Origin of the sequence: Polaromonas sp. JS666, from assembly GCF_000013865.1 — a bacterium.
Lineage (GTDB): Bacteria > Pseudomonadota > Gammaproteobacteria > Burkholderiales > Burkholderiaceae_C > Polaromonas.
In genome coordinates this window covers 3,973,496-3,998,466 of record NC_007948.1, presented here as the reverse complement: position 1 = coordinate 3,998,466, position 24,971 = coordinate 3,973,496, and the positions used below count along the sequence as shown (strand labels likewise).

Annotated in this window: 22 protein-coding genes and 1 pseudogene; 14 read left to right on the top strand and 9 right to left on the bottom strand. The window is 61.8% G+C overall.

Translation table 11 applies throughout. The annotated features are described in order from the left end of the window. Positions 1–3 precede the first annotated feature (3 nt). From BPRO_RS19020 to BPRO_RS19010, 3 genes are all read right to left on the bottom strand, one after another. Positions 4–936, bottom strand: a complete 933-nt coding sequence (locus tag BPRO_RS19020; protein ID WP_011484697.1) for a tripartite tricarboxylate transporter substrate binding protein — start codon at positions 934–936, stop codon at positions 4–6. 355 nt (positions 937–1,291) lie between these two features. After that, on the bottom strand, positions 1,292–2,908 hold the full coding sequence (locus BPRO_RS19015; RefSeq protein WP_011484696.1) for a peptide chain release factor 3: 1,617 nt from the start codon (positions 2,906–2,908) through the stop codon (positions 1,292–1,294). 147 nt (positions 2,909–3,055) lie between these two features. After that, positions 3,056–3,292: a DUF1653 domain-containing protein gene (locus BPRO_RS19010; RefSeq protein WP_011484695.1), complete on the bottom strand. Its 237-nt coding sequence runs from the start codon at positions 3,290–3,292 to the stop codon at positions 3,056–3,058. Between the two features lie 35 nt (positions 3,293–3,327). Between BPRO_RS19010 and BPRO_RS19005 the strand changes: the two genes are divergently transcribed. From BPRO_RS19005 to BPRO_RS18995, 3 genes are all read left to right on the top strand, one after another. Then, positions 3,328–5,190: a M48 family metallopeptidase gene (locus BPRO_RS19005; protein WP_011484694.1), complete on the top strand. Its 1,863-nt coding sequence runs from the start codon at positions 3,328–3,330 to the stop codon at positions 5,188–5,190. Between the two features lie 30 nt (positions 5,191–5,220). Continuing rightward, positions 5,221–6,474, top strand: a complete 1,254-nt coding sequence (locus BPRO_RS19000; protein ID WP_011484693.1) for an RsmB/NOP family class I SAM-dependent RNA methyltransferase — start codon at positions 5,221–5,223, stop codon at positions 6,472–6,474. A 201-nt stretch (positions 6,475–6,675) separates the two neighbouring features. Then, entirely contained in the window at positions 6,676–7,875 is a 1,200-nt protein-coding gene (locus BPRO_RS18995; RefSeq protein WP_011484692.1) for a DesA family fatty acid desaturase, read from the top strand. 361 nt (positions 7,876–8,236) lie between these two features. On the opposite strand, the gene rpmG is transcribed toward BPRO_RS18995, so the two are convergent. From rpmG to trxB, 3 genes are all read right to left on the bottom strand, one after another. Further along, entirely contained in the window at positions 8,237–8,404 is a 168-nt protein-coding gene (gene rpmG, locus BPRO_RS18990) for a 50S ribosomal protein L33 (protein ID WP_007863188.1), read from the bottom strand. Positions 8,405–8,415: 11 nt separating this feature from the next. Next, positions 8,416–8,649, bottom strand: a complete 234-nt coding sequence (gene rpmB, locus BPRO_RS18985) for a 50S ribosomal protein L28 (RefSeq protein WP_011484691.1) — start codon at positions 8,647–8,649, stop codon at positions 8,416–8,418. A gap of 235 nt (positions 8,650–8,884) precedes the next feature. Next, positions 8,885–9,826: a thioredoxin-disulfide reductase gene (gene trxB, locus BPRO_RS18980; protein WP_041388951.1), complete on the bottom strand. Its 942-nt coding sequence runs from the start codon at positions 9,824–9,826 to the stop codon at positions 8,885–8,887. A 160-nt stretch (positions 9,827–9,986) separates the two neighbouring features. Between trxB and BPRO_RS18975 the strand changes: the two genes are divergently transcribed. The 9 genes from BPRO_RS18975 to BPRO_RS30530 all read left to right on the top strand — a co-directional run bounded on the left by BPRO_RS18975 (position 9,987) and on the right by BPRO_RS30530 (position 19,832). Further along, positions 9,987–10,664 carry a Crp/Fnr family transcriptional regulator gene (locus BPRO_RS18975; protein WP_011484689.1) on the top strand — a complete coding sequence of 226 codons (678 nt, stop codon included), beginning with the start codon at positions 9,987–9,989 and terminating at the stop codon, positions 10,662–10,664. 75 nt (positions 10,665–10,739) lie between these two features. Continuing rightward, the gene (locus BPRO_RS18970) at positions 10,740–13,085 is read left to right on the top strand and encodes a DNA translocase FtsK (RefSeq protein WP_011484688.1); all 2,346 of its coding nucleotides are present in this window, start codon (positions 10,740–10,742) and stop codon (positions 13,083–13,085) included. 233 nt (positions 13,086–13,318) lie between these two features. After that, positions 13,319–13,945 (top strand): outer membrane lipoprotein chaperone LolA, encoded by a 627-nt coding sequence (gene lolA / locus BPRO_RS18965; RefSeq protein WP_157045964.1) that lies wholly within the window; start codon positions 13,319–13,321, stop codon positions 13,943–13,945. Positions 13,946–13,980: 35 nt separating this feature from the next. Then, positions 13,981–15,288, top strand: a complete 1,308-nt coding sequence (locus tag BPRO_RS18960; protein ID WP_198140945.1) for a replication-associated recombination protein A — start codon at positions 13,981–13,983, stop codon at positions 15,286–15,288. Positions 15,289–15,559: 271 nt separating this feature from the next. Beyond that, positions 15,560–16,489 (top strand): branched-chain amino acid ABC transporter permease, encoded by a 930-nt coding sequence (locus BPRO_RS18955; RefSeq protein WP_011484685.1) that lies wholly within the window; start codon positions 15,560–15,562, stop codon positions 16,487–16,489. A gap of 28 nt (positions 16,490–16,517) precedes the next feature. Further along, positions 16,518–17,603 carry a branched-chain amino acid ABC transporter permease gene (locus tag BPRO_RS18950; protein ID WP_011484684.1) on the top strand — a complete coding sequence of 362 codons (1,086 nt, stop codon included), beginning with the start codon at positions 16,518–16,520 and terminating at the stop codon, positions 17,601–17,603. An 11-nt stretch (positions 17,604–17,614) separates the two neighbouring features. Further along, positions 17,615–18,382, top strand: a complete 768-nt coding sequence (locus tag BPRO_RS18945; RefSeq protein ID WP_011484683.1) for an ABC transporter ATP-binding protein — start codon at positions 17,615–17,617, stop codon at positions 18,380–18,382. 13 nt (positions 18,383–18,395) lie between these two features. Continuing rightward, positions 18,396–19,112 carry an ABC transporter ATP-binding protein gene (locus BPRO_RS18940; protein ID WP_011484682.1) on the top strand — a complete coding sequence of 239 codons (717 nt, stop codon included), beginning with the start codon at positions 18,396–18,398 and terminating at the stop codon, positions 19,110–19,112. A gap of 516 nt (positions 19,113–19,628) precedes the next feature. Beyond that, complete coding sequence (locus BPRO_RS30530; RefSeq protein WP_041388950.1) at positions 19,629–19,832, top strand: sensor histidine kinase; 204 nt, start codon at positions 19,629–19,631, stop codon at positions 19,830–19,832. 26 nt (positions 19,833–19,858) lie between these two features. Here the strand turns inward: BPRO_RS30530 and BPRO_RS18930 are convergent, their stop codons facing one another. Next, complete coding sequence (locus tag BPRO_RS18930) at positions 19,859–20,821, bottom strand: Bug family tripartite tricarboxylate transporter substrate binding protein (RefSeq protein WP_011484681.1); 963 nt, start codon at positions 20,819–20,821, stop codon at positions 19,859–19,861. Between the two features lie 178 nt (positions 20,822–20,999). Continuing rightward, positions 21,000–22,040: a CDP-6-deoxy-delta-3,4-glucoseen reductase gene (locus BPRO_RS18925; protein WP_011484680.1), complete on the bottom strand. Its 1,041-nt coding sequence runs from the start codon at positions 22,038–22,040 to the stop codon at positions 21,000–21,002. A 61-nt stretch (positions 22,041–22,101) separates the two neighbouring features. On the opposite strand from BPRO_RS18925, the gene BPRO_RS18920 reads away from it, so the two are divergent. Beyond that, positions 22,102–23,025: an SDR family oxidoreductase gene (locus tag BPRO_RS18920; RefSeq protein ID WP_011484679.1), complete on the top strand. Its 924-nt coding sequence runs from the start codon at positions 22,102–22,104 to the stop codon at positions 23,023–23,025. Between the two features lie 86 nt (positions 23,026–23,111). On the opposite strand, the gene BPRO_RS18915 is transcribed toward BPRO_RS18920, so the two are convergent. Then, on the bottom strand, positions 23,112–23,906 hold the full coding sequence (locus BPRO_RS18915) for an SDR family oxidoreductase (protein WP_011484678.1): 795 nt from the start codon (positions 23,904–23,906) through the stop codon (positions 23,112–23,114). A 210-nt stretch (positions 23,907–24,116) separates the two neighbouring features. Here BPRO_RS18915 and BPRO_RS18910 point away from each other — a divergent pair. After that, positions 24,117–24,515, top strand: a pseudogene (locus BPRO_RS18910) (flavin reductase family protein); the annotation flags it as partial. Positions 24,516–24,971 lie beyond the last annotated feature (456 nt).

Here is a 24,971-nt window from a genome sequence, read left to right as displayed (position 1 = left end):
AGCTCAGTCGTCTGCCTTGATGTTGGCTTCCTTGATGACCTTTTCCCAGCGAGACACTTCGCTGCGCAGGCGCTCCGCAGCTTTTGCCGGCGTGGTGGGCGGCAGGGCATACACGCCCTGGCGCAGGAATTGCTCCTTGACCTCCGGCGATTGGACGATTTTGGCCAGCGCTGCATTCAGGTGTTCCACGATGGTGGCCGGTGTGCCGGCGGGAGCCAGTACGCCGAAGGTGGAGCTCACCTCGAGCCCAGGCAGGCCGGCTTCTGCCGTCGTCGGACTTTCAGGCAGCATCGAGATGCGCGTGGGTGTCGTGACGGCCAGAGCCCGCAGTTGCCCGCTTTTGATGAAGGGCTGCGCGGCCGGCACAGTTTCGAACATCAGGTTCACCTGGCCGCCGACCAGGTCGGTCATCGCAGGACCACTGCCCTTGTACGGAATGTGCAGCATGCCGACCGATGCCTCCTTGCGAAAAATTTCCGCCGCCATCCGTTGCGGTGCACCTGCGCCGGAAGAGGCGTAAGACAGCTTGTCCGGATTCGTCTTCGCATAAGTGATCAACTCCTGCAGGTTTTTGACGGGAAGTTGCGGGTTAACGACCAGGACAAGGGGGACGGATCCGACCACCATCAGTGGGGTGAAGTCCTTGATGATGTCGTAACGAAGTTTTCCTTTCTCAAGGGTGGCCATGGTTGAGTGGGATGTCAAGGCACCCATCAGCAGGGTATAGCCATCGGGCGCCGATTTGGCTACTGCTTCGGCACCAAGATTGCCTCCAGCACCACCCCGGTTATCCACGATCACCTGCTGGCCAAGGGATTCGCCCAGTTTCAGGGCTAGGATGCGGCCAATGACATCTGTCGCACCACCGGGAGGGTAAGGAACGATGAGCTTGATGGGCTTGTCAGGGTAGGCCGCGAACGCCCATGACGTGCACATTGCCATCCCCAGCATCAGCCCTGCGCGAATGAGCTTGCGCCGTCCTTGATTCCATTTTCCGTTGTCCATGTGATCCCCTTCGGTTCAACATAAAAACGTTGCCGGCGGGCTAGCTCATGGATTGACTACCGCCCCTGCACGTCCCTGGAAGATATGGATTCTGGGTGTGGCAATGGATAAAAGGAATGATTGTTTGTTATCTTCAAAAGATAATAAATTTTGTTTTCAATCCGCACGGGATGGAAACCCGGCTTGAGCCGGCCGGAGATGCAGGTCAGGTCGCCGGCTGCAATCCTGGGGCGTGCAAATGCGGCGAAACTGGCCGCGCGGTCAGTGAACGAGGCCAGTGAACGATTTACATCTTTGACTGAAACACCAGCCCGGCATGCTCGCGCAGCGCATGGAACCGGATCTTGGGCCATTGCTGCTCGACCGCGCGCAAGGTGGCGCTGTGGTCCACCAGCAGCGTGGGCGCATCGACCGCATCGAGCGCGACGCGGTGCGCGTTGGCATCCATGAATTTTTTCAACTCATTGGCGTCGTCGCTGGTGACCCAGCGGGCCAGGTTGAAGTTGCTGCCCATGATGCGGGCCTTGACGCCGTACTCGTGCTCCAGGCGGTGTGCCACCACTTCAAACTGCAGCTGGCCGACGGCGCCCAGCAGCAGCACGGAGCCGGCAATGGGCCGGAACACCTGGATCGCACCTTCTTCACCCAGCTGCGTGAGGCCGGCACGCAGCTGCTTGCTGCGCAGCGGATCGGCCACTTCAACGGAGCGGAACATCTCGGGCGCGAAGAAGGGCAGGCCGGTGAATTGCAGCGCTTCGCCTTCGGTGAGCGTGTCGCCCAACTGCAGCACGCCGTGGTTGGGAATACCGATGATGTCACCGGCGAACGCAGTATCCAGTAATTCCCTGCGCTGGCTCATGAAGCTCACCACCGTGTTGGGCCGCAACTCCTTGCCGCTGCGCACCACCTTCAGGCGCATGCCGCGCGTGAACTCGCCGCTGGCCACGCGCAAAAACGCAATGCGGTCGCGGTGTGCCGGGTCCATATTGGCCTGGATCTTGAACACCACGCCGGAGAATTTCTTTTCGTCAGGCTGCACCACGCGCTGGATGGCTTCGCGCTCGGCTGGGGCGGGGGCCAGGTCCACCAGCGCGTCCAGCACCTCCTGCACACCAAAGTTGTTGATGGCCGAGCCAAAGAACATGGGCGTCTGTTTGCCGCTGAGGAATTGGGCGCGGTCAAATTCGTGCGAGGCGCCGGCAACCAGCTCAATCTCTTCCTGCGCCTGCTTGTATTCGGCGCCAAAGCGTTTCGCGGCTTCGGCGTTGTCCAGGCCGGCCAGGATTTCATCGTCGCCGCCCGCTTTTTCTTCACCCGGGCTGAAGACGCGCATGCGGTCTTCACGCCGGTCATAAACGCCGTGAAAGAGTTTGCCCATGCCCACCGGCCAGGTGAAGGGCACCACCGCCATGCCAAGTTCACGCTCGATCTCGTCCATCACGCTCATCGGGTCCTGCACCTCGCGGTCCATCTTGTTGACGAACGTGAGGATGGGCGTGTTGCGTGCGCGGCAGACCTGCAGCAGGCGGCGCGTCTGCGGCTCGACGCCGTTGGCCGCGTCAATCACCATCAGCGCGGCATCGACTGCCGTCAACACGCGGTAGGTATCTTCCGAAAAGTCCTGGTGGCCGGGGGTGTCGAGCAGGTTGATCACGCAGTCGCGGTATTCCATCTGCATGACCGAGCTGGCCACCGAGATGCCGCGCTGCTTTTCAATCTCCATCCAGTCCGACGTGGCATGGCGCGCGGCCTTGCGGGCCTTGACGCTGCCGGCGATCTGGATCGCACCCGAAAACAGCAGCAGCTTCTCGGTCAGCGTGGTCTTGCCGGCGTCAGGGTGGGAAATGATGGCAAACGTGCGGCGGCGCTTGACCTGTTTTGCGATTTCGGTGGTTTCGGACATAACCCATGATTATCGGCGACGTGGCATGGCCCCCACGCTTTTTACTGCGTGTAATGCGCTGCTCCCGAGGGGGCTGGCCTTGCTTGGGGCGGCCCGGCGCTGCGGCCGCTGGTCGCCGTTGGGGTCATCTTGTGTTCTTTGCGGCACTTAATCGGGTTGCCGCGCGAAGCGCGGCTGTCGAATGCCTTCGATCACCACGTCCTCATTGAACATGGCCGCCGGGCGCACCCACAGGCCTTTTTCGCCGTAGAGCGCCCGGTACAGCGTCATGGGCTCCAGGCTCTCGCTGTGGCGCGCGGTGCCCACGACTTCATACAACTGGCCCTTGTAGTGACGGTACAGGCCTGGCGGGGTTTCTATCAATGGGGGAAGGTCGTGGCTCATGGTTAAGATTGTCGCCAAAAGAGGGGAGGGGACTCATGGACCGCGCGGATTTCATTCACCTGGTGCGGCTGAGCGAACATGCCAGCGCGCAAGACAGCAAAGCCTATCGCCGCAGCGTGGCAGCCTTTGCCGCTTTGGGCTATGCCTGGGTGGTCGGCTGCCTGCTGCTTGCGGCTGCCATTCTGGCGTGGCTAGGCAGCTCGCTGCTGCGGGGCCAGTTCAAGGGCGCCTACATCTGGCTGCTGCTGGCCGCGGGCGGCCTGCTTTGGACCAGCCTGCGTGCCTTGTGGTGTCGGCTCGACGAGCCGCAAGGCGTGGCGCTGTCGCCCGCCGATGCGCCGGCCCTGTTCGAGGCGCTGGAGCGCATCCGCAGGAAGATCAAGGGCCCGACTATCCACCGCGTGCTGCTGGACGGGGACTTCAACGCCAGCATCAGCCAGTATCCGCGCTATGGCCTGTTCGGCGGTGCCGTCAACTACCTGACCATTGGCCTGCCCCTGCTGCTGGCAGTGGACCGGCCGCGCTTTCTTGCCGTGCTGGCTCACGAGTACGGCCACTTGCGCGGCGATCACGGCCGCTTCGCGGCCTGGATTTATCGCACCCGCCTGAGCTGGGCCAAGCTCAGCCACGGCCTGCGCAACGACGAGGGGCCGGTGGCCGCGGCCACCCAGGCCTTTCTGCGCTGGTATTTCCCGCGCTTTTCGGCCAAGACCTTTGCGCTGGCGCGCCAGGACGAGTACGAGGCTGACCGCATTTCCGGCAAGCTGCTGGGTAAAGAAGTCGCCGCCGCCGCGCTGACCGAAATCGCCATCAAGAGCGCCTGGCTGGGTCGCGAGTTCTGGTCGGGCCACTGGAGCGCCGCCGCAGCCAGCGCGCTGCCCGTCGGGCCGTATGCTGCCATGCGCAAACTGCTGGCCTTGGCGCCGCCAGACGACTTCGCCCGCGAGACCTTGCGGCAGACCCTGCGGCAGATCAGCGACGTCGACGACACGCACCCGGTACTGCGCGACCGCCTGGAGGCGCTGGACGCGAGCAAGGGCTTGCCTGCCTGGTCGTCCAGGCCTGCGCTGGATCTGCTAGGCACCAGCGGCGCCAAATGGATCGCCCATTTCGACAAGCAATGGTGCAAGGACAACGCCACTGACTGGAAGCAGCACCATGCCTACCTGGGCCGGGTGCGGGCCCGCGCCGACGCCCTGATGGCCAGCGCCGTGCGCAACAACGCCGGCGAAATGGTCGAGCTGGGCGACCTGCAAAGACGCCTCAATGCGCGCGCCGATGTGCGGAGCCACTATGAACGGGCCTTGCAGATCACGCCTGGCCATGCCGGCGGCTTGCGCGGCCTGGTGCAATGCCTGCCGGCCGCTGAGCATGCCCGGCGCCTGGACTGCCTGGGCCAGCTGTTCGATCACAGTCTGCCCAGCCGCTGGTGGGCCTGCCGGGCGGCGGTGGCCGAACTGGAAAAGCCCGCTGCCGACGGCAGCCTCGATGACAAGGCGCTCAAGCTCTGGCGCGAGCGGCTCAAGCAGGCCGAGGAAGCCGAAGGCCGCGCCTGGGAGGAACTGACGAACACGCCGCTTTTCCAGTCGATCAGCCGCCACGACCTGAACGAGTTCGAAAGGGGCGAGATCCAGGCGGGTATGGCGCGTTGCAAACCCGTGGCCAGGGCCTGGTTGGTGCGCAAGAACTTGCGCGAGTTTCCCTACCGGCGCTGTTACCTCGTCTTCGTGGAACTGCCGGGCCTGGACGACGAAGAGCGGTATGACCTGTGCCGCGAGCTCGAGCGTTCACTGGATCTGCCCGGACCGGCCCTGGCCCTGTGGGCTGGTTATTCGCCCACGCTGGGTGACATCGAGCGAGACGCCTTCGAACCCATCTACATCCGCACCCCGGCCTGAAGCTGCGCGGCCAGATGGGACAATAGGGCCATGCACCCTAAAGCCTTACTCGACAGTTGTTCCGAGCTTCTCAAGCAGGTCCTTAAATTTGAACACCCCGCCGACATGGTGGTGTCGCGCTATTTTCGCGAGATGCGCCTCGGCCCACGCGAGCGCGCCACCGTGGCGGAAACAATTTATGGGGTGCTGCGCAAAAAAAACCTCTATGCCTATCTTGCCCAGCACGGCAGCGGCCCGCCGGAGCGGCGCCTGGCCATTCTGGGTTTTGCCGCGGAGCGTGATTTTCTGCTGAGCGCGCTGACCGAGCAGGAGAAAGACTGGCTGGCGCGTTGTGACCAGGTGAAGCCGTCAGACCTGATGGAGCTGCACCGCCACAACCTGCCGCAGTGGCTGGTGGAGCCACTCAAGGCTCAGCTGGGTGACGACTTCTGGCCGCTGGTGGAAAGCCTCAATGCCCCGGCAGGGCTGGATTTGCGGGTCAATACCCTGAAGGAAAAACGGGCTGAGGTCCAAAAGGAACTGGGCAAGCATGCTATTAAAACAGTAGCCACGCCGTACTCCCCGTGGGGCTTGCGCCTGGTGGACAAGCCGCAGCTGGGCAAGCTGGACGCCTTCACGCGGGGTGCGATTGAAGTGCAGGATGAGGGCTCGCAACTGCTGGCCCTGCTGCTTGACGCGAAACGCGGCGAAATGGTGGTGGACTTTTGTGCCGGTGCCGGAGGCAAAACGCTGGCCATCGGTGCCACGATGCGCAATACCGGACGCCTCTACGCCTTTGACACCTCGGGTCATCGGCTCGATGCGCTCAAGCCCCGGCTGGCACGCAGCGGCCTGTCCAACGTCCATCCCGTGGCCATTGCCCATGAGCGCGATGACCGCATCAAGCGCCTGGCCGGCAAGATAGACCGGGTGCTGGTGGATGCGCCCTGTTCGGGTCTGGGTACCCTGCGGCGCAATCCCGACCTCAAATGGCGGCAGAACCCCAAGGCCATCGAGGAGCTGACGGCCAAGCAAGCCGCGATTTTGCAGAGTGCCGCACGCCTTTTGAAGCCCGGCGGACGGCTGGTTTACGCCACCTGCAGCATTTTGCGTGAAGAAAACGAGGCCATTGCCGAGGCCTTCAGTGCTGCCAATAAAGAGTTCAACGCCCTTGAAGTGGCGCCCTTGTTGACCCATCTGGGGGTGGAAGGGGCTGAAAGACTGTGTCGGGGTCCTTATTTGCGGCTCTGGCCCTACCTGCATCAAACCGATGGGTTTTTTGCCGCCGTATGGCAAAAGTTGTGATATTTTTGGCGGTAATTGCTGGTAATTAGGTAAAAGTTACAGAATGATCCCGGGTTTTGGGGACTTCTGGCGATTTTTGTGACCTCTCGATAACTTGGTATTTTGGAGTGATCCCAGTACAATAACGGGTTGTCTGGTGCAGCCCATGGAGACAGGTCAAAGATGAATGAGGGGCTGGTGCAGATTGTTTAAAGGACTTTTATGATTTTTTTTGATGCCGCCATTGATTGGCTGGCTCATGGACTGGTAGCCGCCAGCTGGTGGCAAATTGTGTTGTACACCCTGGTGACAACGCACATCACGATTGCCAGCGTGACGATTTACCTGCATCGCCATCAGGCGCACCGCGCCATGGATCTGCATGCCCTTCCGGCGCACTTCTTCCGCTTCTGGCTCTGGCTGGGCACGGGCCAAGTCACCAAGGAGTGGGTGTCGGTGCACCGCAAACACCACGCCAAGTGCGAGACCATGGAAGATCCGCACAGCCCGCAGGCGCACGGCATTGAAACCGTGTTCTGGAAGGGTGCCGAGCTCTACCGTGCCGAAACCAAAAACAAGGAAACCCTGACCAAGTATGGTCATGGCACGCCCAATGACTGGCTGGAGCGCAACGTCTACACGCGCTATAGCTGGCAGGGTGTCGGCCTGATGATGATCCTGAACCTGGCGCTGTTTGGTGCGGCCGGTCTGGCCGTGTGGGCGGTCCAGATGGTCTGGATTCCCGTGACGGCGGCCGGCATCATCAATGGTATCGGCCACTACTGGGGATACCGCAACTTTGAAGCACCGGACGCCAGCACCAACGTTTCGCCCTGGGGCATCATGATTGGCGGCGAAGAGTTGCACAACAACCACCACACCTATCCCACGTCGGCCAAGTTCTCGGTCAAACCCTACGAGTTCGACATCGGCTGGGTATATATCCGCGCCCTGGAAAAGGTCGGTCTGGCTTCCGTGAAGAAGGTGCCGCCCAAGCTTCAGCTGGGCGCGATCCAGCCCGTGGCTGACGAGAAGACGCTCGAAGCCCTGATTGCCCATCGCTACGAAGTGATGGCCGGATTTGCGCGCGAGTTGCGCCGTGCCGGCAAGGCCGAGATTGAAGTCCTGAAAGCCCGGAAGGCGGACGTGTCGGTGCTGCGCACGGCCAATCGCTGGCTGCACCGTGATGATGACAAGGTGCCCGCAGCGGCCAAGCCGCAGCTGGCCCAGGCCCGTGCCGAGCACCCGGTGCTGGACAAGATGGTCACCATGCGTGAAGAGCTGCGCCAGATGTGGCTGAGCACTTCCGCCTCGCGCGAGCAGCTGGCGACTGACCTGCAGGCCTGGTGCCACCGCGCCGAGGAAAGCGGCATTGCCGCGCTGCGTGAATTCTCGATGAAGCTGCGCGCCGCCCGCGCCTGACCTGACTTTCCTGCAACGGGGCTCGCGCCCCGTCCCCGCAGCGCGAAACCGCCTCAGCATTGCTGCTCAGGCGGTTTTTTCATGGGCCACCTTCTGTGGTGCCGCAGAGGCTTTTCTCCTGATGCCGGGATTCCCGTCGCTCGTGACACTGCTCATGGGGGAAAGCCGGCGCGCTCCCGTCTTTTTCTGCCGGGCTTGAAGCGGGTTGGGTCGCCGAGTGTTGCGGACGCATGGTGCGCGCGGTATGGTGTGTCCTGGCTGGCGTGCCGAAGACCGGCAGGATCGATCAGGCATAAAAAAACCCGCCGGGGTACAGCGGGTTTGGTTGCAGCGCAGGGCGCTGCGGGGAATCAGGGCTGAATTACTTCAGCTTGATTTCCTTGTATTCCACGTGCTTGCGTGCCTTGGGATCAAATTTCATGATCAGCATTTTGTCGGGCGTGGTTTTCTTGTTTTTGGTGGTCGTATAGAAATGACCGGTGCCGGCAGTGGATTCCAGCTTGATTTTTTCGCGTGCGCCTTTAGCCATGGTGCTTCTCCTTAGATTTCACCGCGGGCACGGAGGTCCACGAGGATGGCATCGATGCCTTTTTTATCAATCAAGCGCAGACCCGCACTGGTGATGCGCAGGCGCACCCAGCGGTTTTCGCTCTCGACCCAGAAGCGGCGATATTGCAGGTTAGGCATGAACCGGCGCTTGGTTTTGTTGTTGGCGTGAGAAACATTGTTTCCCACCATCGGGCCTTTGCCCGTTACCTGACAGACGCGTGCCATGAGCACTCTCCGTAAAAAATTAGAAATCGGATGCTGGCCGAAGGGGATTGCCCTGCGGATGCGCAGCTAAGCCTTAAATTATAGCCTGAAAACCGGCTTTCCACAAAACTGCATCTTCCCGCTGCCACGCGGCCCGCAATGGCGGGCCATGAGCATGAGCATGAGCGGGGCTATGGTGTGGCCTGACCGCAACCCGGCAGCCCTGAATCAACTGCTTTTAATCAGCTGCCCTGTATCAGCTTTGTTCCAGGAAGCGCTGGGCATCCAGCGCAGCCATGCAACCGGTCCCGGCGCTGGTGATGGCCTGGCGGTACACATGGTCCTGCACATCGCCGGCGGCAAAGACGCCCGGCACGCTGGTCATGGTGGCAAAACCCTGCAAACCGGTTTTGGTGATGATGTAGCCGTCTTTCATTTCCAGCTGCCCGGCAAAAATCTCCGTGTTGGGCTGGTGGCCGATGGCGATGAAGCAACCCTTGAGCGCCAGGTCTTGCGCCGTGTCATGCAGGGTGCTTTTCAGGCGCACGCCGGTCACGCCAGAAGCGTCTCCGAGCACCTGGTCCAGCGTATGGTGCAAGCGAAGCTCGATCTTGCCCGCTGCCACTTTTTCGTGGAGCTTGTCGATCAGGATGGCCTCGGCCTTGAATTTGTCGCGGCGATGCACCAGCGTGACCTTGCTGGCAATGTTGGACAGGTACAACGCCTCTTCCACGGCCGTATTGCCGCCGCCCACCACGCAGACGTCCTGGTTGCGGTAGAAGAAGCCATCGCACGTGGCGCAGCCGGAAACGCCGCGACCCATGAACGCAGATTCGGATTCAAGCCCGAGGTATTTGGCCGACGCACCGGTGGCGATGATCAGCGTGTCGCAGGTGTAGGTGCCGCTGTCACCGGTCAGCGTGAAAGGACGCTTGCTGAGGTCGACCTGGTTGATGTGGTCGAAGATGATCTCGGTCTTGAAGCGCTCGGCATGTTCGAGAAAGCGCTGCATCAGGTCCGGCCCCTGCACGCCCTGCGCGTCGGCCGGCCAGTTGTCCACGTCGGTGGTGGTCATGAGTTGGCCCCCTTGCGCAATTCCGGTGATCAGTACCGGGTCGAGATTGGCGCGCGCTGCATACACCGCCGCGGTATAACCTGCAGGGCCTGAACCGAGGATGAGGACTTTGGAATGTTTCATGGTGAAAAACTGATTGGGAAAGTGTTGGAAGTCAGGTAGAGTCATGCCGAACAAATGCTGCAGCAGGTAAAAGCTTGGCGGTATTTGTTTTTCTCACGATAAAAGCCATTGTAAGAACTCGCGCGACTTGTCGTCGCCGCAAGGTTTGGAGAGAGTTGATATGACGACGATGGTGTCCAATCTGGAATTGATTCGCCGGGTGCCTCTTTTTTCGATGCTGACGGCCAGCCAGGCAGAGTCCGTGGCCAATGCGGTGGTCAAGCGCCGTTTCAAGCGTGGCGAAGCCATTGTGGAGCAGGGCAAAAAATCAAATGCCCTATCTATCATTCTCACCGGGCGTGCACGTGTCATCACCACCGACACCCGGGGCCGCGAGGTCATTCTGGCCACCATGCATCCCGGCGACTATGTCGGCGAGATGAGCCTGATCGACAATGAACCCCATTCAGCCACGGTATGTGCAGAGGTTCAGACCGACGCCCTGATACTCGGCCAGCCGGAGTTTGCGCGTTGCCTTCCCGAGAACAGCTCCATGGCTTATGCGGTGCTGAAAGGGCTGGTGCAGCGCCTGCGCCATGCAGACCGCAAGATTGAATCTCTGGCACTGATGGACGTCTACGGGCGCGTGGCCCGGGCGCTGCTGGAGTTTGCCAGCGAGGACGGCGAAGGCAATGCCGTGATTCGCGACAAGGTCTCGCGTCAGGATCTGGCCAAGATGGTCGGCGCTTCACGCGAGATGGTCAGCCGGGTGATGAAAGACCTCGAGGAGCGCGGATTCATTGAAACGCGCGATGACAGTTCGCTCCTGGTGAGGGAGCGCCTTCATTCGCTGGGTTGACACCGCCTCGCTGTATCCGTTGCACGTCCGCCTCCGCCGAAGTGCTCGCCAACTGCGGTAAGCTCTGACCGGTCCATGACTTACTCACTTGACACCCTGAACTCGAGAACATCCTCCGCCGCAGGCGTGCCCGGCGGCATCAAACGTTTCGCCCATGAAGTCAGCCTGATTCTGGGCTTGCTGGGCCTGATTTTCTGGCTGGCTGCGCTGCTGAGCTATTCGCCGCAGGATGCCGCCTGGTCGACCTCGGGCATGGCAGACACTGCCGGTGGCGCGTCTGCGGCCGCCCGGAACTGGGGTGGACGTCTGGGAGCGTGGCTGGCCGATGCGAGTTATTTCCTGCTCGGATTTTCGGTGTGGTGGACGCTGGCCGTGGGTGCCCGGGTCTGGCTGTCTTCGCTGGCGCGCTGGCTGCGCGGGGAGCCGTTGGCATCTGCCGCTCCCCCGCACAGCGACCGCCTCAGGTTCTGGCTGGGACTGCTGCTGCTGGTGATGGTCAGCGCGGCGCTGGAGTGGTCGCGGCTGTACCGGTTTGAATTTCGTCTGCCCGGGCATGCGGGCGGCGTGTTCGGTTATCTGGTCGGCACGCTGGGGGTCAAGTGGTTGGGCTTCGCCGGCTCGGGCCTCGTGTTTATCGCTCTCGGTGTCATTGCGGTGTCGGTCGTATTCGGTTTCTCATGGGCGCATGTAGCCTTGCGGATAGGCGCGTGGATTGACAACCTGGTCGACTCACGCCGCGAAAAACGCGAGATCGCTGAAGATCTGGCCTTCGGCAAGCTTGCCGCCCGCGAGCGAGAAGAAACGCTGATCGACGAGCGCATCGAAATCGAGGAACACCACCCGGTTCCGGTTTTGATCGAGCCCGTCCGGGTCGACATTCCCAAGAGCGAGCGCGTGGCCAAGGAACGGCAAAAGCCGCTCTTCAGCGAAATGCCCGATTCCAAGCTGCCGCAGGTCGATCTGCTCGACGGCGCGCTGCAGCGGCAGGAAGGCGTGGCGCCCGAAACCCTGGAGATGACCTCACGCCTGATCGAGAAGAAACTCAAGGACTTCGGCGTTGAGGTGCGTGTGGTGGCGGCCGCTCCCGGCCCCGTCATCACGCGCTATGAAATCGAGCCGGCAACCGGTGTGAAGGGCTCGCAGGTCGTCAACCTGGCCAAGGACCTGGCGCGTGCGCTGAGCCTCGTGTCCATCCGCGTGATCGAGACCATTCCGGGCAAAAACTACATGGCGCTGGAGCTGCCCAACGCCAAGCGTCAGTCGATCAAGCTCAGCGAGATCCTGGGCTCCCAGGTCTATAACGAAGCGAAGTCCATGCTCACGATCGGCCTGGGCAAGGACATCGGCGGCAATGCCGTGGTGGCCGACCTGGCGAAAATGCCGCATTGCCTGGTCGCCGGCACCACCGGTTCGGGTAAGTCGGTGGGTATCAACGCGATGATCCTGAGCCTGCTCTACAAGGCTGATGCGCGTGATGTACGCCTGCTGCTGATTGACCCGAAGATGCTGGAGATGAGTGTCTACGAGGGCATTCCGCACCTGCTGGCCCCCGTGGTGACCGACATGCGCCAGGCAGCGCACGGCCTGAACTGGTGCGTGGCCGAAATGGAAAAGCGCTACAAGCTGATGAGCAAGCTGGGCGTGCGCAACCTGGCCGGCTACAACGCCAAGATCGACGAAGCCAAGGTGCGCGGCGAATTCCTCTACAACCCGTTCAGCCTGACGCCCGAGCAGCCCGAGCCCCTGGAACGCCTGCCCTACATCGTCGTGGTGATTGACGAGCTGGCCGACCTGATGATTGTGGTGGGCAAGAAGATCGAGGAACTGATCGCCCGCCTGGCGCAGAAGGCCCGTGCCGCCGGCATCCATCTGGTGCTGGCCACGCAACGCCCCAGTGTGGATGTGATCACCGGCCTGATCAAGGCCAACATTCCCACCCGCCTGTCCTTCCAGGTGAGCAGCAAGATCGATAGCCGTACCATTCTTGACCAGATGGGCGCCGAAGCCCTGCTGGGCATGGGTGACATGCTCTACATGCCCAGCGGCACGGGTTTCCCGATTCGTGTGCACGGCGCCTTCGTCAGCGACGACGAAGTGCACCGCGTGGTGGCCTACCTCAAGCAGCAGGGCGAGCCCAACTACATTGACGGCGTGCTCGAAGGCGGTACGGTCGATGGCGAGGGCGGTGATCTGCTGGGCGATGGTGGTGAGGCCGGCGGCGACAAGGACCCGATGTATGACCAGGCGGTGGAAATCGTGCTGAAAAACCGCAAGGCGTCCATCTCCCTGGTGCAGCGCCATCTGAAGATCGGCTACAACCGCGCGGCACGCATGCTGGAGGAAATGGAAAATTCCGGACTGGTCAGCGCCATGTCGGGCAGCGGCCAGCGCGAAATTCTGGTGCCGGCCCGGGCTGAATGACGACAGGCCGGGATTTACCTGGCCGATACATTGTTGAGGCAACCTCCGGGTTCGGCCGGAATCCTACGGCAATGCCCATAAACCTTTCACCTGCCTCACCCGTATCCCTCACCACACCGGATAATCCCGAATCGCACATCATGATGAAATACACTTTCACGGACGCCTTTCCGGCCAGCCTATGGCGAGGCGCGGTTCGGGCTGCGTCAGTCACGCTGGCAACGCTTGTTGCCATGATTTCAATGGCTGCAAGCGCTCAAACCACGGGAGTCACCGGCCTTGATAGTCTCGAGAATTTCATCAAGACCACGAAAAGCGGGCGCGCCAGCTTCACCCAGGTGGTAACCAGTCCGGCCAAGGAGGGGCAAACGGCCAAGACCAAGACCTCCAGCGGCAGCTTTGAGTTCCTGCGGCCCAACCGCTTCAAGTTCATCTACAAAAAGCCCTTTGAGCAAAGCATCGTCGCCGATGGCCAGACGCTGTGGCTGCATGACGTGGACCTGAACCAGGTCACGTCCCGCAAGCTGGCGCAGGTGCTGAACGGCACGCCGGCCGCGGTGGTGGCTGCCGCGGCCGACCTCAAGGGCCTGGAAGCGGATTTCCGTTTGACGCCGCTGCCCGACAAAGGCGGGCTGCAGTGGGTGCAGGCCGTGCCGAAAACCCGCGAAGGCCAGCTTCAAAGCATCCAGGTGGGATTCAGGTCCACGGACAAGGGGAGCGAGCTCGCAGCGCTGGAAATTCTGGACAGCTTTGGCCAGAAGTCGGTGATGACTTTCAGCCAGTTTGAGATCAATCCCGTGCTGAGCCCGGCCAGCTTCCAGTTCAAGCCGCCGTCCGGTGCCGACGTGATCCGTCAGTAGCCGGGCGATGGACAGGCGCGTCACGCATTAGCCCGATGGCTCCCAAGGTAGACCCACAGATGCAGGCGCCGTTGGCGGAACGGCTCCGTCCGAAGAGCCTGGGCGAGGTCATTGGCCAGCAGCATCTGCTGGGCGAAGGCATGCCGCTGCGCATTGCCTTTGAGTCCGGCCAGCCGCACAGCTGCATCCTCTGGGGGCCGCCTGGCGTTGGCAAGACCACGCTTGCCCGGCTGATGGCCAGCAGTTTCGATGCGCATTTCATCACCATTTCCGCCGTGCTCGGCGGTGTCAAGGACATTCGCGAAGCGGTGGAACAGGCGAGCATCTGGCAGGGGCAGGGCGGCCGGCGCACCATCGTGTTTGTCGATGAGGTGCACCGTTTCAACAAAAGCCAGCAGGACGCCTTCCTGCCGCACGTGGAAAGCGGCCTTTTCACTTTTATTGGCGCCACCACGGAGAACCCGTCGTTCGAGGTGAACTCCGCCCTGCTGTCGCGCGCGGTGGTTTACGTGCTGCAGCCGCTCGTCGAGGCCGACCTCAAGAGGATCGTGGTCAAGGTCCTTGAAGAACGGGCGCTTCCAGCTATCGAAAGCATAGCGGATGCGGCGGTGGACCGGCTCGTGGCCTATGCCGACGGCGACGCCCGGCGGCTGCTCAATACGCTGGAATCCCTTGGGGTGGCGGCGCGCAGCGAGAAAATCACAGTAGTGACCGATGCCTGGCTGCTGAAAGTGCTGGGCGAACGCCTGCGTCGCTACGACAAGGGCGGCGAGCAGTTCTACGACACCATCTCCGCGCTGCACAAATCCGTGCGGGGTTCCGACCCCGACGCCGCACTCTACTGGTTCATGCGCATGCTCGATGGTGGTGCCGAACCGCGTTACATGGCGCGCCGGCTGATTCGCATGGCCAGCGAAGACATCGGGCTGGCCGACCCGCGCGCCCTCCGGCTGGCGCTGGATGCGGCGGAGGTCTATGAACGCCTCGGATCACCCGAAGGCGAACTGGCCCTGGCCCAATGCGTGATCTACCTGGCGGTGGCGCCCAAGTCCAATGCCGTTTACAAGGCCTTCAACGAGGCCAAGGCTTTTATCCGCAAGGACGGCACCCGTCCCGTGCCGCTGCATTTGCGCAATGCGCCGACCAGGCTCATGAAAGAGCTCGATTATGGGAAAGACTACCGCTACGCCCATGATGAGGAGGACGGTTTTGCTGCCGGCGAGAATTATTTCCCCGAGGGGCTGCGTGCGCCCGACTGGTACCGGCCCGTCAACCGCGGCCTGGAGATCAGGATTTCTGATAAGTTGAATGAGTTGAAACTGAAGAACAATCAGAAAAACTAATAAAAAACAAATCCGGCTGATAAAGTCGGTTTTGGCGATACAAACCAACTTTCTCAAGGGTAAACCCCGCAAAAACGGGGCTGTTGGCCCGATTCTCGCTAATAACCCCTCGCTACAATTTGCGGATTAGCTCGCCACCCAACCCAGTTACCTGGTTTTGATAGGCGGGCTTTTTGTTAGCTCGCGCGATCCAGTGGTGATCCCATTGGTTCGTGGCCATTGTTGGCAAGAGGCAGAGTTGGCAAGTTCAATCAAACGGGAGAGTGAGTTTATGGAAGTATTGCTTCAGCAGATCATCAATGGTCTGGTACTGGGTAGCATGTATGCCCTGATCGCCCTGGGCTACACCATGGTCTACGGCATCATCAACCTGATCAATTTTGCGCATGGCGAGGTCTTGATGGTGGGTGCGCTGACCAGCTGGACCATCATCGGCCTGATGCAGGAGGCCATGCCGGGCACACCGGGCTGGCTGATCTTGCTGATTTCGCTGCTGATCGCCTTCGTGGTGTGCGGTGCGCTGAATTTCGCGATTGAAAAAGTCGCCTACCGGCCGCTGCGCAATTCGCCCAAGCTGGCCCCGCTGATCACCGCCATTGGCATGTCGCTGCTGCTGCAGACGCTGGCCATGATGATCTGGAAGCCCAACTACAAACCTTACCCAACCCTCTTGCCGACCGAGCCCTTCCAGGTGGGCGGCGCCGTGATCACCGTGACCCAGCTGTTCATTCTGGGTGCCACGGCGGTTTCTCTCTCAGTGCTGATGTGGCTGGTGCATTACACCCGGCTGGGCCGTGCCATGCGCGCTACCGCCGAGAACCCGCGCGTGGCGGCGCTGATGGGCGTGCGGCCCGATACCGTGATTTCCGCCACCTTCATCATCGGTGCCATTCTGGCGGCGCTGGCCGGCGTGATGTACGCCTCCAATTACGGCACGGTGCAGCACACCATGGGCTTTTTGCCCGGTCTCAAGGCCTTTACGGCAGCCGTGTTTGGCGGCATCGGCAACCTGGGCGGCGCGGTGCTGGGCGGCATCCTGCTGGGCCTGATTGAATCCATCGGTGCGGGCTACATCGGCCCGCTGACGGGTGGCGTGCTGGGCAGCCAGTACTCCGATATTTTTGCCTTTATCGTGCTGATTTTTGTGCTCACGCTGCGCCCATCCGGCCTGCTGGGTGAACGTGTGGCTGACCGGGCCTGATCCCCGGTTGCCCTAAGGAGAAATTCTGATGAAACCCAACAAGCTGGTTACTTTTTTTATAGTTGCCGCCGCGCTGCTGGTGTTGCCCCTGCTGTTGCAGCAGGGCGGTAACGCCTGGGTGCGCATTGTCGACACGGCGCTGCTCTATGTGCTGCTGGCCCTGGGCCTGAACATTGTGGTGGGCTATGCCGGCCTGCTGGATCTCGGCTATGTGGCATTTTTTGCGCTCGGTGCCTATCTGTTTGCGCTGCTCGGTTCGCCGCATCTGGCGGAGGCGTTTCCTGTGATTGCCGCAGCCTTCCCGGAAGGCTTGCACCTGCCCATCTGGGCCGCCATCCCGGCGGCTGCCGCCCTGGCAGGGTTTTTCGGGGTGGTGCTGGGCGCGCCCACGCTCAAGCTGCGTGGTGACTACCTGGCCATCGTGACGTTGGGCTTTGGTGAAATCATCCGCGTGTTCCTGAACAACCTGGACCGCCCCATCAACCTGACCAATGGCCCCAAAGGCATCAACCAGATTGATTCGATGAAGTTTTTCGGCTTCGACCTGGGCAAGCCGCATGAATTTCTCGGCATCGAGGTCAACTCGGTGTCGATGTACTACTACCTCTTTCTGGTGCTGGTGATCGTCTCGGTCATCATTTGCCACCGGCTGGAAAATTCGCGCATTGGCCGCGCCTGGATGGCGATTCGCGAAGACGAAATTGCCGCCAAGGCCATGGGCATCAACACCCGCAACATGAAACTGCTGGCCTTCGGCATGGGTGCTACCTTTGGTGGTGTGTCGGGTTCCATGTTTGCCGCCTTCCAGGGCTTTGTCTCGCCCGAGTCCTTCAGCCTGATGGAGTCGATCATGATCGTCGCCATGGTGGTGCTGGGCGGCATCGGCCATTTGCCTGGCGTGATTCTGGGTGCCTTGCTGCTGGCCGCCTTGCCCGAGGTGCTGCGCCATGTGGCCGGTCCGCTGCAGGCCATGACCGATGGCCGGCTGGACTCTGCCATCCTGCGCCAGTTGCTGATTGCGCTGGCCATGATCGTCGTCATGCTGATGCGTCCGCGCGGTCTCTGGCCCTCGCCAGAGCACGCCAAGCCGCTGGTCAAACCTGTTAAAAGCTAAGGAGAATGGACATGAGCGATACCATTCTTAAAGTGGCCGGTGTTTCCAAGCGCTTTGGCGGCCTGCAGGCCTTGAGCGACGTCGGCATCCATATCAAGCGCGGCCAGGTGTACGGCCTGATCGGCCCCAACGGTGCCGGCAAGACCACCTTCTTCAATGTGCTGACCGGCCTGTACACGCCCGACAGCGGCTCGTTCGAGCTGGCCGGAAAGTCCTACACACCCACAGCGGTGCATGAGGTGGCCAAGGCCGGCATTGCCCGAACCTTCCAGAACATCCGCCTGTTTGCCGACATGACGGCACTGGAGAATGTGATGGTGGGTCGCCATATCCGGACCAAATCCGGCTTGCTGGGCGCGGTGTTTCGTACCCCGGGCTTCAAGCATGAAGAGGCTGCCATCGCCAAACGTTCCCAGGAACTGCTGGACTATGTGGGCATTGGCAAATACGCCAACTTCAAGGCACGGACCCTGAGCTATGGCGACCAGCGTCGCCTGGAGATCGCGCGGGCACTGGCCACCGACCCGCAGCTGATCGCGCTCGACGAGCCGGCAGCCGGCATGAATGCCACCGAAAAAGTGCAGCTGCGCGAGCTGATTGACCGGATCCGCAAGGACAACCGCACCATCCTGCTGATCGAGCATGACGTGAAGCTGGTCATGGGCCTGTGCGACCGGGTGACCGTGCTCGACTATGGCAAGCAGATTGCCGAAGGCGCGCCCGCAGATGTGCAAAAAGACGAAAAAGTGATCACCGCCTATCTGGGCACAGGTCATTGAAGGAAGCAAGAACATGGCAAACACACTTCTTAAAGTGACCGGGCTCAAGGTGGCTTACGGCGGCATCCAGGCGGTCAAGGGCGTTGACTTTGAAGTCAATGAGGGCGAACTCGTCACCCTGATCGGCTCCAACGGCGCCGGCAAAACCACCACCATGAAAGCCATCACCGGCACCTTGCCGATGCTCGATGGTGACATTCAGTACCTGGGCAAAAGCATCAAGGGCCGGGGCGCCTGGGACCTGGTGAAAGAAGGCCTGGCCATGGTGCCCGAGGGCCGCGGCGTGTTCGCCCGCATGACCATCACCGAAAACCTGCAGATGGGCGCCTATATCCGCAGCGACAAGGCAGGCATCGCCGAAGACATCGAAAAGATGTTTGCGCTGTTCCCGCGTCTGCGTGAGCGTAAAGACCAGTTGGCCGGCACCCTGTCCGGTGGCGAGCAGCAGATGCTGGCCATGGGCCGCGCGCTGATGAGCCGGCCCAAGGTGCTGCTGCTCGACGAGCCATCGATGGGCTTGTCGCCCATCATGGTGGACAAGATTTTCGAAGTGGTGCGCGACGTGTCGGCGCGCGGCGTGACCATCCTGCTCGTGGAGCAAAATGCCAGCCGTGCGCTGGGCATTGCCAACCGCGGCTATGTGATGGAGTCGGGCAACGTCACCATGAACGGCGATGCCAAGCAACTGCTCAGCGATCCGCGGGTTCGGGCGGCCTACCTGGGCGAGTGATTTGCGAGGTATTTTGCTGCTAAGCCAATAAATTAAATAGCAGCATGCCAATTAATTGATAGCTAACTAGCTCTACTGAGATTTGCTGGCCGGGACTCGCCCCGGCAGGCGACTCACTTTCTCTTGCGTCGCCAAGAGAAAGTAAGCAAAGAGAAGGCGACCCGCAGTCTGGGTCCCTGCGCTGCGCTACGGGCAACCTGTGCTGCTCGACTCCGGCGGGGGGCCGCAGAACTCGCTACGTTGCACTTCGCTCAAACAGCTGCGGCCCTGATCCCGCCTCCATCTGCGCTGCTCGGCCCAGCCAGGACGGGTGGGGAGCGGATACCAATACCGAATAGACAAAGAAAATACCAAGACAAACAAGGACACGTCATGGCGTGTCCTTGTGGTTTTCGGACTTCGGATGCCCCGCCTGTGGGTCAGTGCAGACCTCGGCCTGGTGCGTATCCTGCTCGAAAACCTGATTGGCAACGCCTGGAAGTTCGCCCTGCTGACCGCGCAGCCACATGCTATTTCGTGGGGGACAACGGCGCTGGCTTCGACATGGCGGAAGCCGGCAAGCTGTTTATGCCGTTCCAGCGCATGCACCGGCTCGATGAGTTCGAGGGCTCGGGTATCGGACTGAGCATTGTGCAGCGCATTGTGGCCCGGCACCGGGGCCGGACATGGGCAGAGTCAAAGCCGGGAGAAGGTGCCACCCTGCGCTTCACACTGCCCTGATTCATCCACTTTCTCAGGGTACTTTCTCAGTCCACTTTGGCTCCGGAAGCCTTCACCACCTTCTCGTACTTCGCGAGTTCCGCCTTCATGAAGGCGCCGAACTGCTCCGGTGTGTTGGCCACGGGCTCGGCCATCAGCGTGGCAAATCGGGTCTTCGCTTCCGGGGAATTCAGCGCGGCCACAAACGCATGGTTCAGTTTGGTGATCACCTCTTTGGGCGTGGCGGCGGGTGCCACCAGGCCCCACCAGGTGTCAATGGAAAACCCTTTGAGGGTTTCAGCCACTGCCGGCACCTCCGGCAGTACGGGGCTTCGCGAGGCGGTTGTCACCGCCAGCGCCTTGAGTTTGCCAGCCTTGATATTGCTTGACGCGGTGGCGAGGTTGTCGAAGTTGAAATCGACCTGCCCTGACAACAGGGCCAACTGCGCCGGATTGCCGCCGTTATAGGGGATGTGTACCGCAAAAATGCCTGCCTGCGCCTTGAACATTTCACCCGCCAGGTGGCCGGCGCTGCCATTGCCGCCGCTGGCGTAGTTGAGTTTGGCCGGGTTGGCTTTGGCGTACTGGATCAGGTCGGCCAAGCTGTTGATGTTCAGTCGTTTTGCCGTGTCGGCGTTCATCACCAGCACGTTCGGCACGCGCAGCATCTGCGTGATGGGTGCGAAGTCGGTCGCGGCGTTGTAAGGCATCCTGCTGTACAGCCAGGGGTTGATGGCATGCGTCGCCACTGCGGCTATGCCCACCGTCAACCCATCGGGTGCCGCCTTCGCAATCACATCGGCGCCAATGTTGCCGCCGCCGCCGGGGCGGTTCTCGATGATGACCGGTCCCAGCGAGTCCTTGACGCGTTCGGCCATCAGGCGGGCTGTGACATCAATCGGGCCGCCAGGCGCGTAGGGAACGATGATGCGCATGACTTTGGGCTGAGCCAGCGCCAGCGATGAAGACAGGGCCAGTGTTGCGATGGACAGGCTCGCAAGGCCTTTCATGAACGAGAACGAAAAGGAGAACGAGAACGAGGACGGGGACGGGGCGGGTCGGATGTTCATGCCCCGTATTGTTACAAAGAATCCTGGCAGGTGGCCTCTATGGCATACCCTGACAGCCGGCTGGCTGCCCATGAGTCCGCGCCCGAGTCCCGTTTGCTCACATGCGTGCGCCTGCGCGTTACACCACGGCTTGTGCCTTTTCCTTTTCCGTCACGAACGAGTCCGCATAAAACTCATCGGCAGGCAAGCCCGCTGCCGCGTAATCGGCCTGCGCGGAGTCCACCACAATCGGTGCGCCACAGGCGTAGACCTGATGACCCGAGAGATCGGGGAAATCTTCAAGCACGGCCTTGTGCACGAAGCCGGTACGGCCCGTCCAGGCATCTTCTGCGAGGGCATCGGACACCACCGGCACGTAGCGAAGATTCGGCATCTCGGCCACCTTGCCGAGCACCCAGTCATTCATGTACAGGTCGACAGGGCGGCGGCCGCCCCAGTACAGCACGGCGGGGCGCGTGATGCCCTTGAACTGCATGTGTTCGATGATGGCCTTGATGGGTGCAAAGCCGGTGCCCGAAGCCAGCAGCACCATGGGTTTGGTGCTGTCTTCGCGCAGGTAAAAACTGCCGAAGGGACCTTCGATGCGCAGGATTTCCTTTTCCTTCATGGGGCCAAACACATGCTCGGTGAACTTGCCGCCGGGCATGTAGCGGATATGCAGTTCCAGGCCGGGGTTTTCCGCCTGGGTATGCGGCGCGTTGCCCACCGAGTAGGCGCGGCGGTCGCCATCGCGCAGCAGGAATTCCACATACTGGCCGGCGTGGTATTTGAAGACGTCGCTGGCCGGCAGCTGCAGGCGCACCACCATCACGTCGTGCGAGGCCTTGGCCAGGCTGTTGATGCGCACCGGCATCTTCTTGACCGGAAAGGCGCTTTCGTCGGTGACGTGGCGTGACTCGATGACGATATCGGAGTGGGCCGTGGCGCAGCAGGTCAGGATAAAGCCACTGGCTGCTTCCTCGAGCGACAAGGCTTTCAACTGATGCGGGCCGTGGGTCACCGTGCCTTCCAGCTTTTTGCATTTGCAGGAGCCGCACGCGCCGTCCTTGCAACCGTAGGGCAGACCGATTCCCTGCCGAATCGCTGCAGCCAGCAGGGCCTCATCGGCCTCGGCGGTAAAGACCCGCCCGCTGGGCTGAACGCTCACGTTGAAACTCATATTGGGTATCCTTGCGGTTTCTGTTGTCTGACCTGGCTGGTTTTCCAGCCAACCCCCAATTTTGCCCTCAAACCTGAATCCCCTTGGCGCCCTGCCTTTTCGCTTTCGCCGCGAGCGCGTTCTCATCGTCGGTTGTGGCGACGTCGGCCTGCGGGTGTCCCGCCAGCTCCGCGGCCGTGTTGGCCTGATGGCCCTGACCTCATCGACAGACCGCCTGCCCGAACTGCGCGCGCACGGCGTCACCCCCTTGCTGGGCAATCTGGACGACAGCGCCAGCCTGCGCCGGCTGGCCGGCCTGGCGACCCGCGTCGTGCATCTGGCGCCGCCTCCCGGCGACAACCCTGACTGGCGCAGCGATCCACGCACCCTGGCCCTGCTCAGGATCCTGCGTTTACGCGGCCGGCCACAGTCGCTGGTCTATGGCTCAACCAGCGGTGTCTACGGTGACTGCCAAGGCGACTGGGTCAGCGAAACGCGGGGCGTCAATCCGAACACGCCCCGGGCCGTGCGCCGCGTGCATGCGGAAGCCCTGGTGCGCCTGTTCGGGCGCGCGACCGCGGCGCACACGCACATCCTGCGGATCCCCGGCATTTACGCCCCTGACCGCGAAGGCGGCACCCCGCGCGGGCGACTGCTCAAGGGAACACCTGTGCTGCGCGCGCAGGACGACGTCTACACCAACCACATCCACGCGGATGACCTGGCCCGCGCCTGCGTCGCGGCCCTGTGGCGCGGCAAGCCGCAACGGGTCACCAACGCCAGCGACGACACGCAGATGAAGATGGGCGACTACTTCGACCTGGCGGCCGACCTGTACCAGCTGCCACGGCCTGCGCGCCTGCCGCGAAGCACCGCCAGGGAACAGTTACCGCTGATGCTGCTGAGTTTCATGGGCGAGTCGCGGCGGCTGGACAACCGGCGGATGAAGGAGGAGTTGAAGCTGGTGCTGCGTTACCCGACAGTGGAGGAGGGGTTGCGGGCCTGAGGCGAGCCGCAGGCGCAGCGTGCAGCAGGGCGACCCTTCCGCTGCGCGGGAAAAGGGAAAAGGGAAAAGGGAACGCCTTTTTCTTCTCAATAGGCTCTCGTGAATCCGCCATCGTGCAGGATATTGAGCCCGGTCATGTGATCGGAGAACGGCGACAGCAGTCCCTCGACAGCAGCGGCCACCTCTTCGGGCGTGCCGTATTTGTGCAGGGGGACATTTGATGTCTCTTCCTCCAGGCGCTGCTCAAACGTCGTCCCGGCGTTGGCTGCGCGCTTTTCCAGAGAGGCCCTGTACCCGGGCGTGAGCGTGCCCCCCAGGGACAGCGTGTTCACATGGATTCCCCGGTCGCCCAGCGCGAACGCCAGCGTCTTGGCTTCAGCCAGCCAGGCGCAGCGAATCACATTGCTGGAGGCGTAGTGGCCCATTACCTGCACCGATGAGATGCCGGAGATGATGACGATCTTGGCGCGCCTGCCCTTGGCCGGGTCCGGCTTCATGGCAGCGATAGCCACCTTGAGCAGCGACAGCGGGCCCACAAAACTGTTCTGCAGAACCTCGCGCCACTTGTCGCTGCTGGGAAGCGGGTCGCTGGTGGGCGGGTCCTGTGGCGGCATCAATACGGCTCCGTCCAGCGTCACATTCCTTGCGGCCAGTTCCCCGGCGAATTCGCTGACTGACGCATCACGCGTCATGTCCACCGAAATCCATGAATGGCTGCCGGAAGAGGCGCTGGACAGGTCCGCGCACAGCGACTGAAGTTTGTCGGCATCGCGCGCCGCAAGCAGGAGAGAGTTGCCGGCTCTCGCCAGCCTGTGGCAGACGGCGAGCCCTATGCCGCCGGTCGCGCCTGTCACCAGAATCGTTGTGGGTATGCTGGACATCCTCGACTCCTTCGGGAAGGCTCCATACTAGTCCGAATGTCCGCCGGATACCACCTGACCTCGCCAGGCACCCTCAGGCTATGGCCTGTCTGCCAGCGGCCCGGCAACCGGGCGACCGCGACCCCCCTGCACGAGAGGCATGGCGGCAGTGTGGCAGGGCGTTTGAGGTTATCGTCGGCTCCAGACTCACAGCGGAATTGCGAACAGCCCATGTCCAACGCCAATCATTTCTACGAACCCCGTCACGGCCACGGCCTGCCCCACGACCCGTTCAACGCCATCGTCGGGCCGCGCCCGATCGGCTGGATTTCGTCGCGCAATGCAGAGGGCGCACTCAACCTGGCGCCTTACAGCTTTTTCAACGCCTTTAACTACACCCCGCCCATCGTGGGGTTTGCCAGCATCGGCTACAAGGACACGGTGCGCAACGTCGAGCAGACGGGCGAGTTCGCCTGGAACCTGGCCACGCGGCCGCTGGCTGAAGCCATGAACCAGACTTGCGCCCCGGTACCGCCCGAGGTCAGTGAATTCGGCCTGGCCGGATTGACGCCCGTGGATTCGCGCGTGATAGAGGTACAGCGAGTTGCCGAAAGCCCGGTTTCGTGTGAACCGACACATGGTCTTAGGAAGTGATGGGATGGGGCGGGTTGTGGCGGGATGATGCGGAACGTGTTGAAAACATTGGGGTTTCTGGGAATCTGGGGCTGACGGGGTGCCCCACCTTTGCGGCGGATGGTTTGAGGGGAAAGGTGGGGCTGGGCGGCGGATGGTTTGCGGGGGTGCTGATCGGCTGGCTGGGGCTGTTTAAAACGCTGCTGTGGCCCCTCTGTACGTCGAGCGGTGACCGGGTGGTCGCCGTGGGGCTGGAATCGCTTTGATGCCCCACCTTTGGGGCTGTGAAATCGGGGGTGCCCCACCTTATCCACAGAAGATGCCCCACCTTTGGCCCCTCGGGCCGAACCCGAGGGGCATCCATAAGAGCATTGATTTTTAAAGAGCTTTTGCGGTTTTGGGCTCGATCACCCAATTTTCAAAGGTGGGGCACCATGCCCCACCTTTAGCTGC

Coding starts and splice junctions, on each gene's coding strand:
- BPRO_RS19020 (WP_011484697.1), bottom strand. CDS start 936: ATGTGCACGTCATGGGCGTTCGCGGCCTACCCTGACAAGCCCATCAAG.
- BPRO_RS19015 (WP_011484696.1), bottom strand. CDS start 2,908: ATGTCCGAAACCACCGAAATCGCAAAACAGGTCAAGCGCCGCCGCACG.
- BPRO_RS19010 (WP_011484695.1), bottom strand. CDS start 3,292: ATGAGCCACGACCTTCCCCCATTGATAGAAACCCCGCCAGGCCTGTAC.
- BPRO_RS19005 (WP_011484694.1), top strand. CDS start 3,328: ATGGACCGCGCGGATTTCATTCACCTGGTGCGGCTGAGCGAACATGCC.
- BPRO_RS19000 (WP_011484693.1), top strand. CDS start 5,221: ATGCACCCTAAAGCCTTACTCGACAGTTGTTCCGAGCTTCTCAAGCAG.
- BPRO_RS18995 (WP_011484692.1), top strand. CDS start 6,676: ATGATTTTTTTTGATGCCGCCATTGATTGGCTGGCTCATGGACTGGTA.
- rpmG (WP_007863188.1), bottom strand. CDS start 8,404: ATGGCTAAAGGCGCACGCGAAAAAATCAAGCTGGAATCCACTGCCGGC.
- rpmB (WP_011484691.1), bottom strand. CDS start 8,649: ATGGCACGCGTCTGTCAGGTAACGGGCAAAGGCCCGATGGTGGGAAAC.
- trxB (WP_041388951.1), bottom strand. CDS start 9,826: ATGAAACATTCCAAAGTCCTCATCCTCGGTTCAGGCCCTGCAGGTTAT.
- BPRO_RS18975 (WP_011484689.1), top strand. CDS start 9,987: ATGACGACGATGGTGTCCAATCTGGAATTGATTCGCCGGGTGCCTCTT.
- BPRO_RS18970 (WP_011484688.1), top strand. CDS start 10,740: ATGACTTACTCACTTGACACCCTGAACTCGAGAACATCCTCCGCCGCA.
- lolA (WP_157045964.1), top strand. CDS start 13,319: ATGATTTCAATGGCTGCAAGCGCTCAAACCACGGGAGTCACCGGCCTT.
- BPRO_RS18960 (WP_198140945.1), top strand. CDS start 13,981: ATGGCTCCCAAGGTAGACCCACAGATGCAGGCGCCGTTGGCGGAACGG.
- BPRO_RS18955 (WP_011484685.1), top strand. CDS start 15,560: ATGGAAGTATTGCTTCAGCAGATCATCAATGGTCTGGTACTGGGTAGC.
- BPRO_RS18950 (WP_011484684.1), top strand. CDS start 16,518: ATGAAACCCAACAAGCTGGTTACTTTTTTTATAGTTGCCGCCGCGCTG.
- BPRO_RS18945 (WP_011484683.1), top strand. CDS start 17,615: ATGAGCGATACCATTCTTAAAGTGGCCGGTGTTTCCAAGCGCTTTGGC.
- BPRO_RS18940 (WP_011484682.1), top strand. CDS start 18,396: ATGGCAAACACACTTCTTAAAGTGACCGGGCTCAAGGTGGCTTACGGC.
- BPRO_RS18930 (WP_011484681.1), bottom strand. CDS start 20,821: ATGAAAGGCCTTGCGAGCCTGTCCATCGCAACACTGGCCCTGTCTTCA.
- BPRO_RS18925 (WP_011484680.1), bottom strand. CDS start 22,040: ATGAGTTTCAACGTGAGCGTTCAGCCCAGCGGGCGGGTCTTTACCGCC.
- BPRO_RS18915 (WP_011484678.1), bottom strand. CDS start 23,906: ATGTCCAGCATACCCACAACGATTCTGGTGACAGGCGCGACCGGCGGC.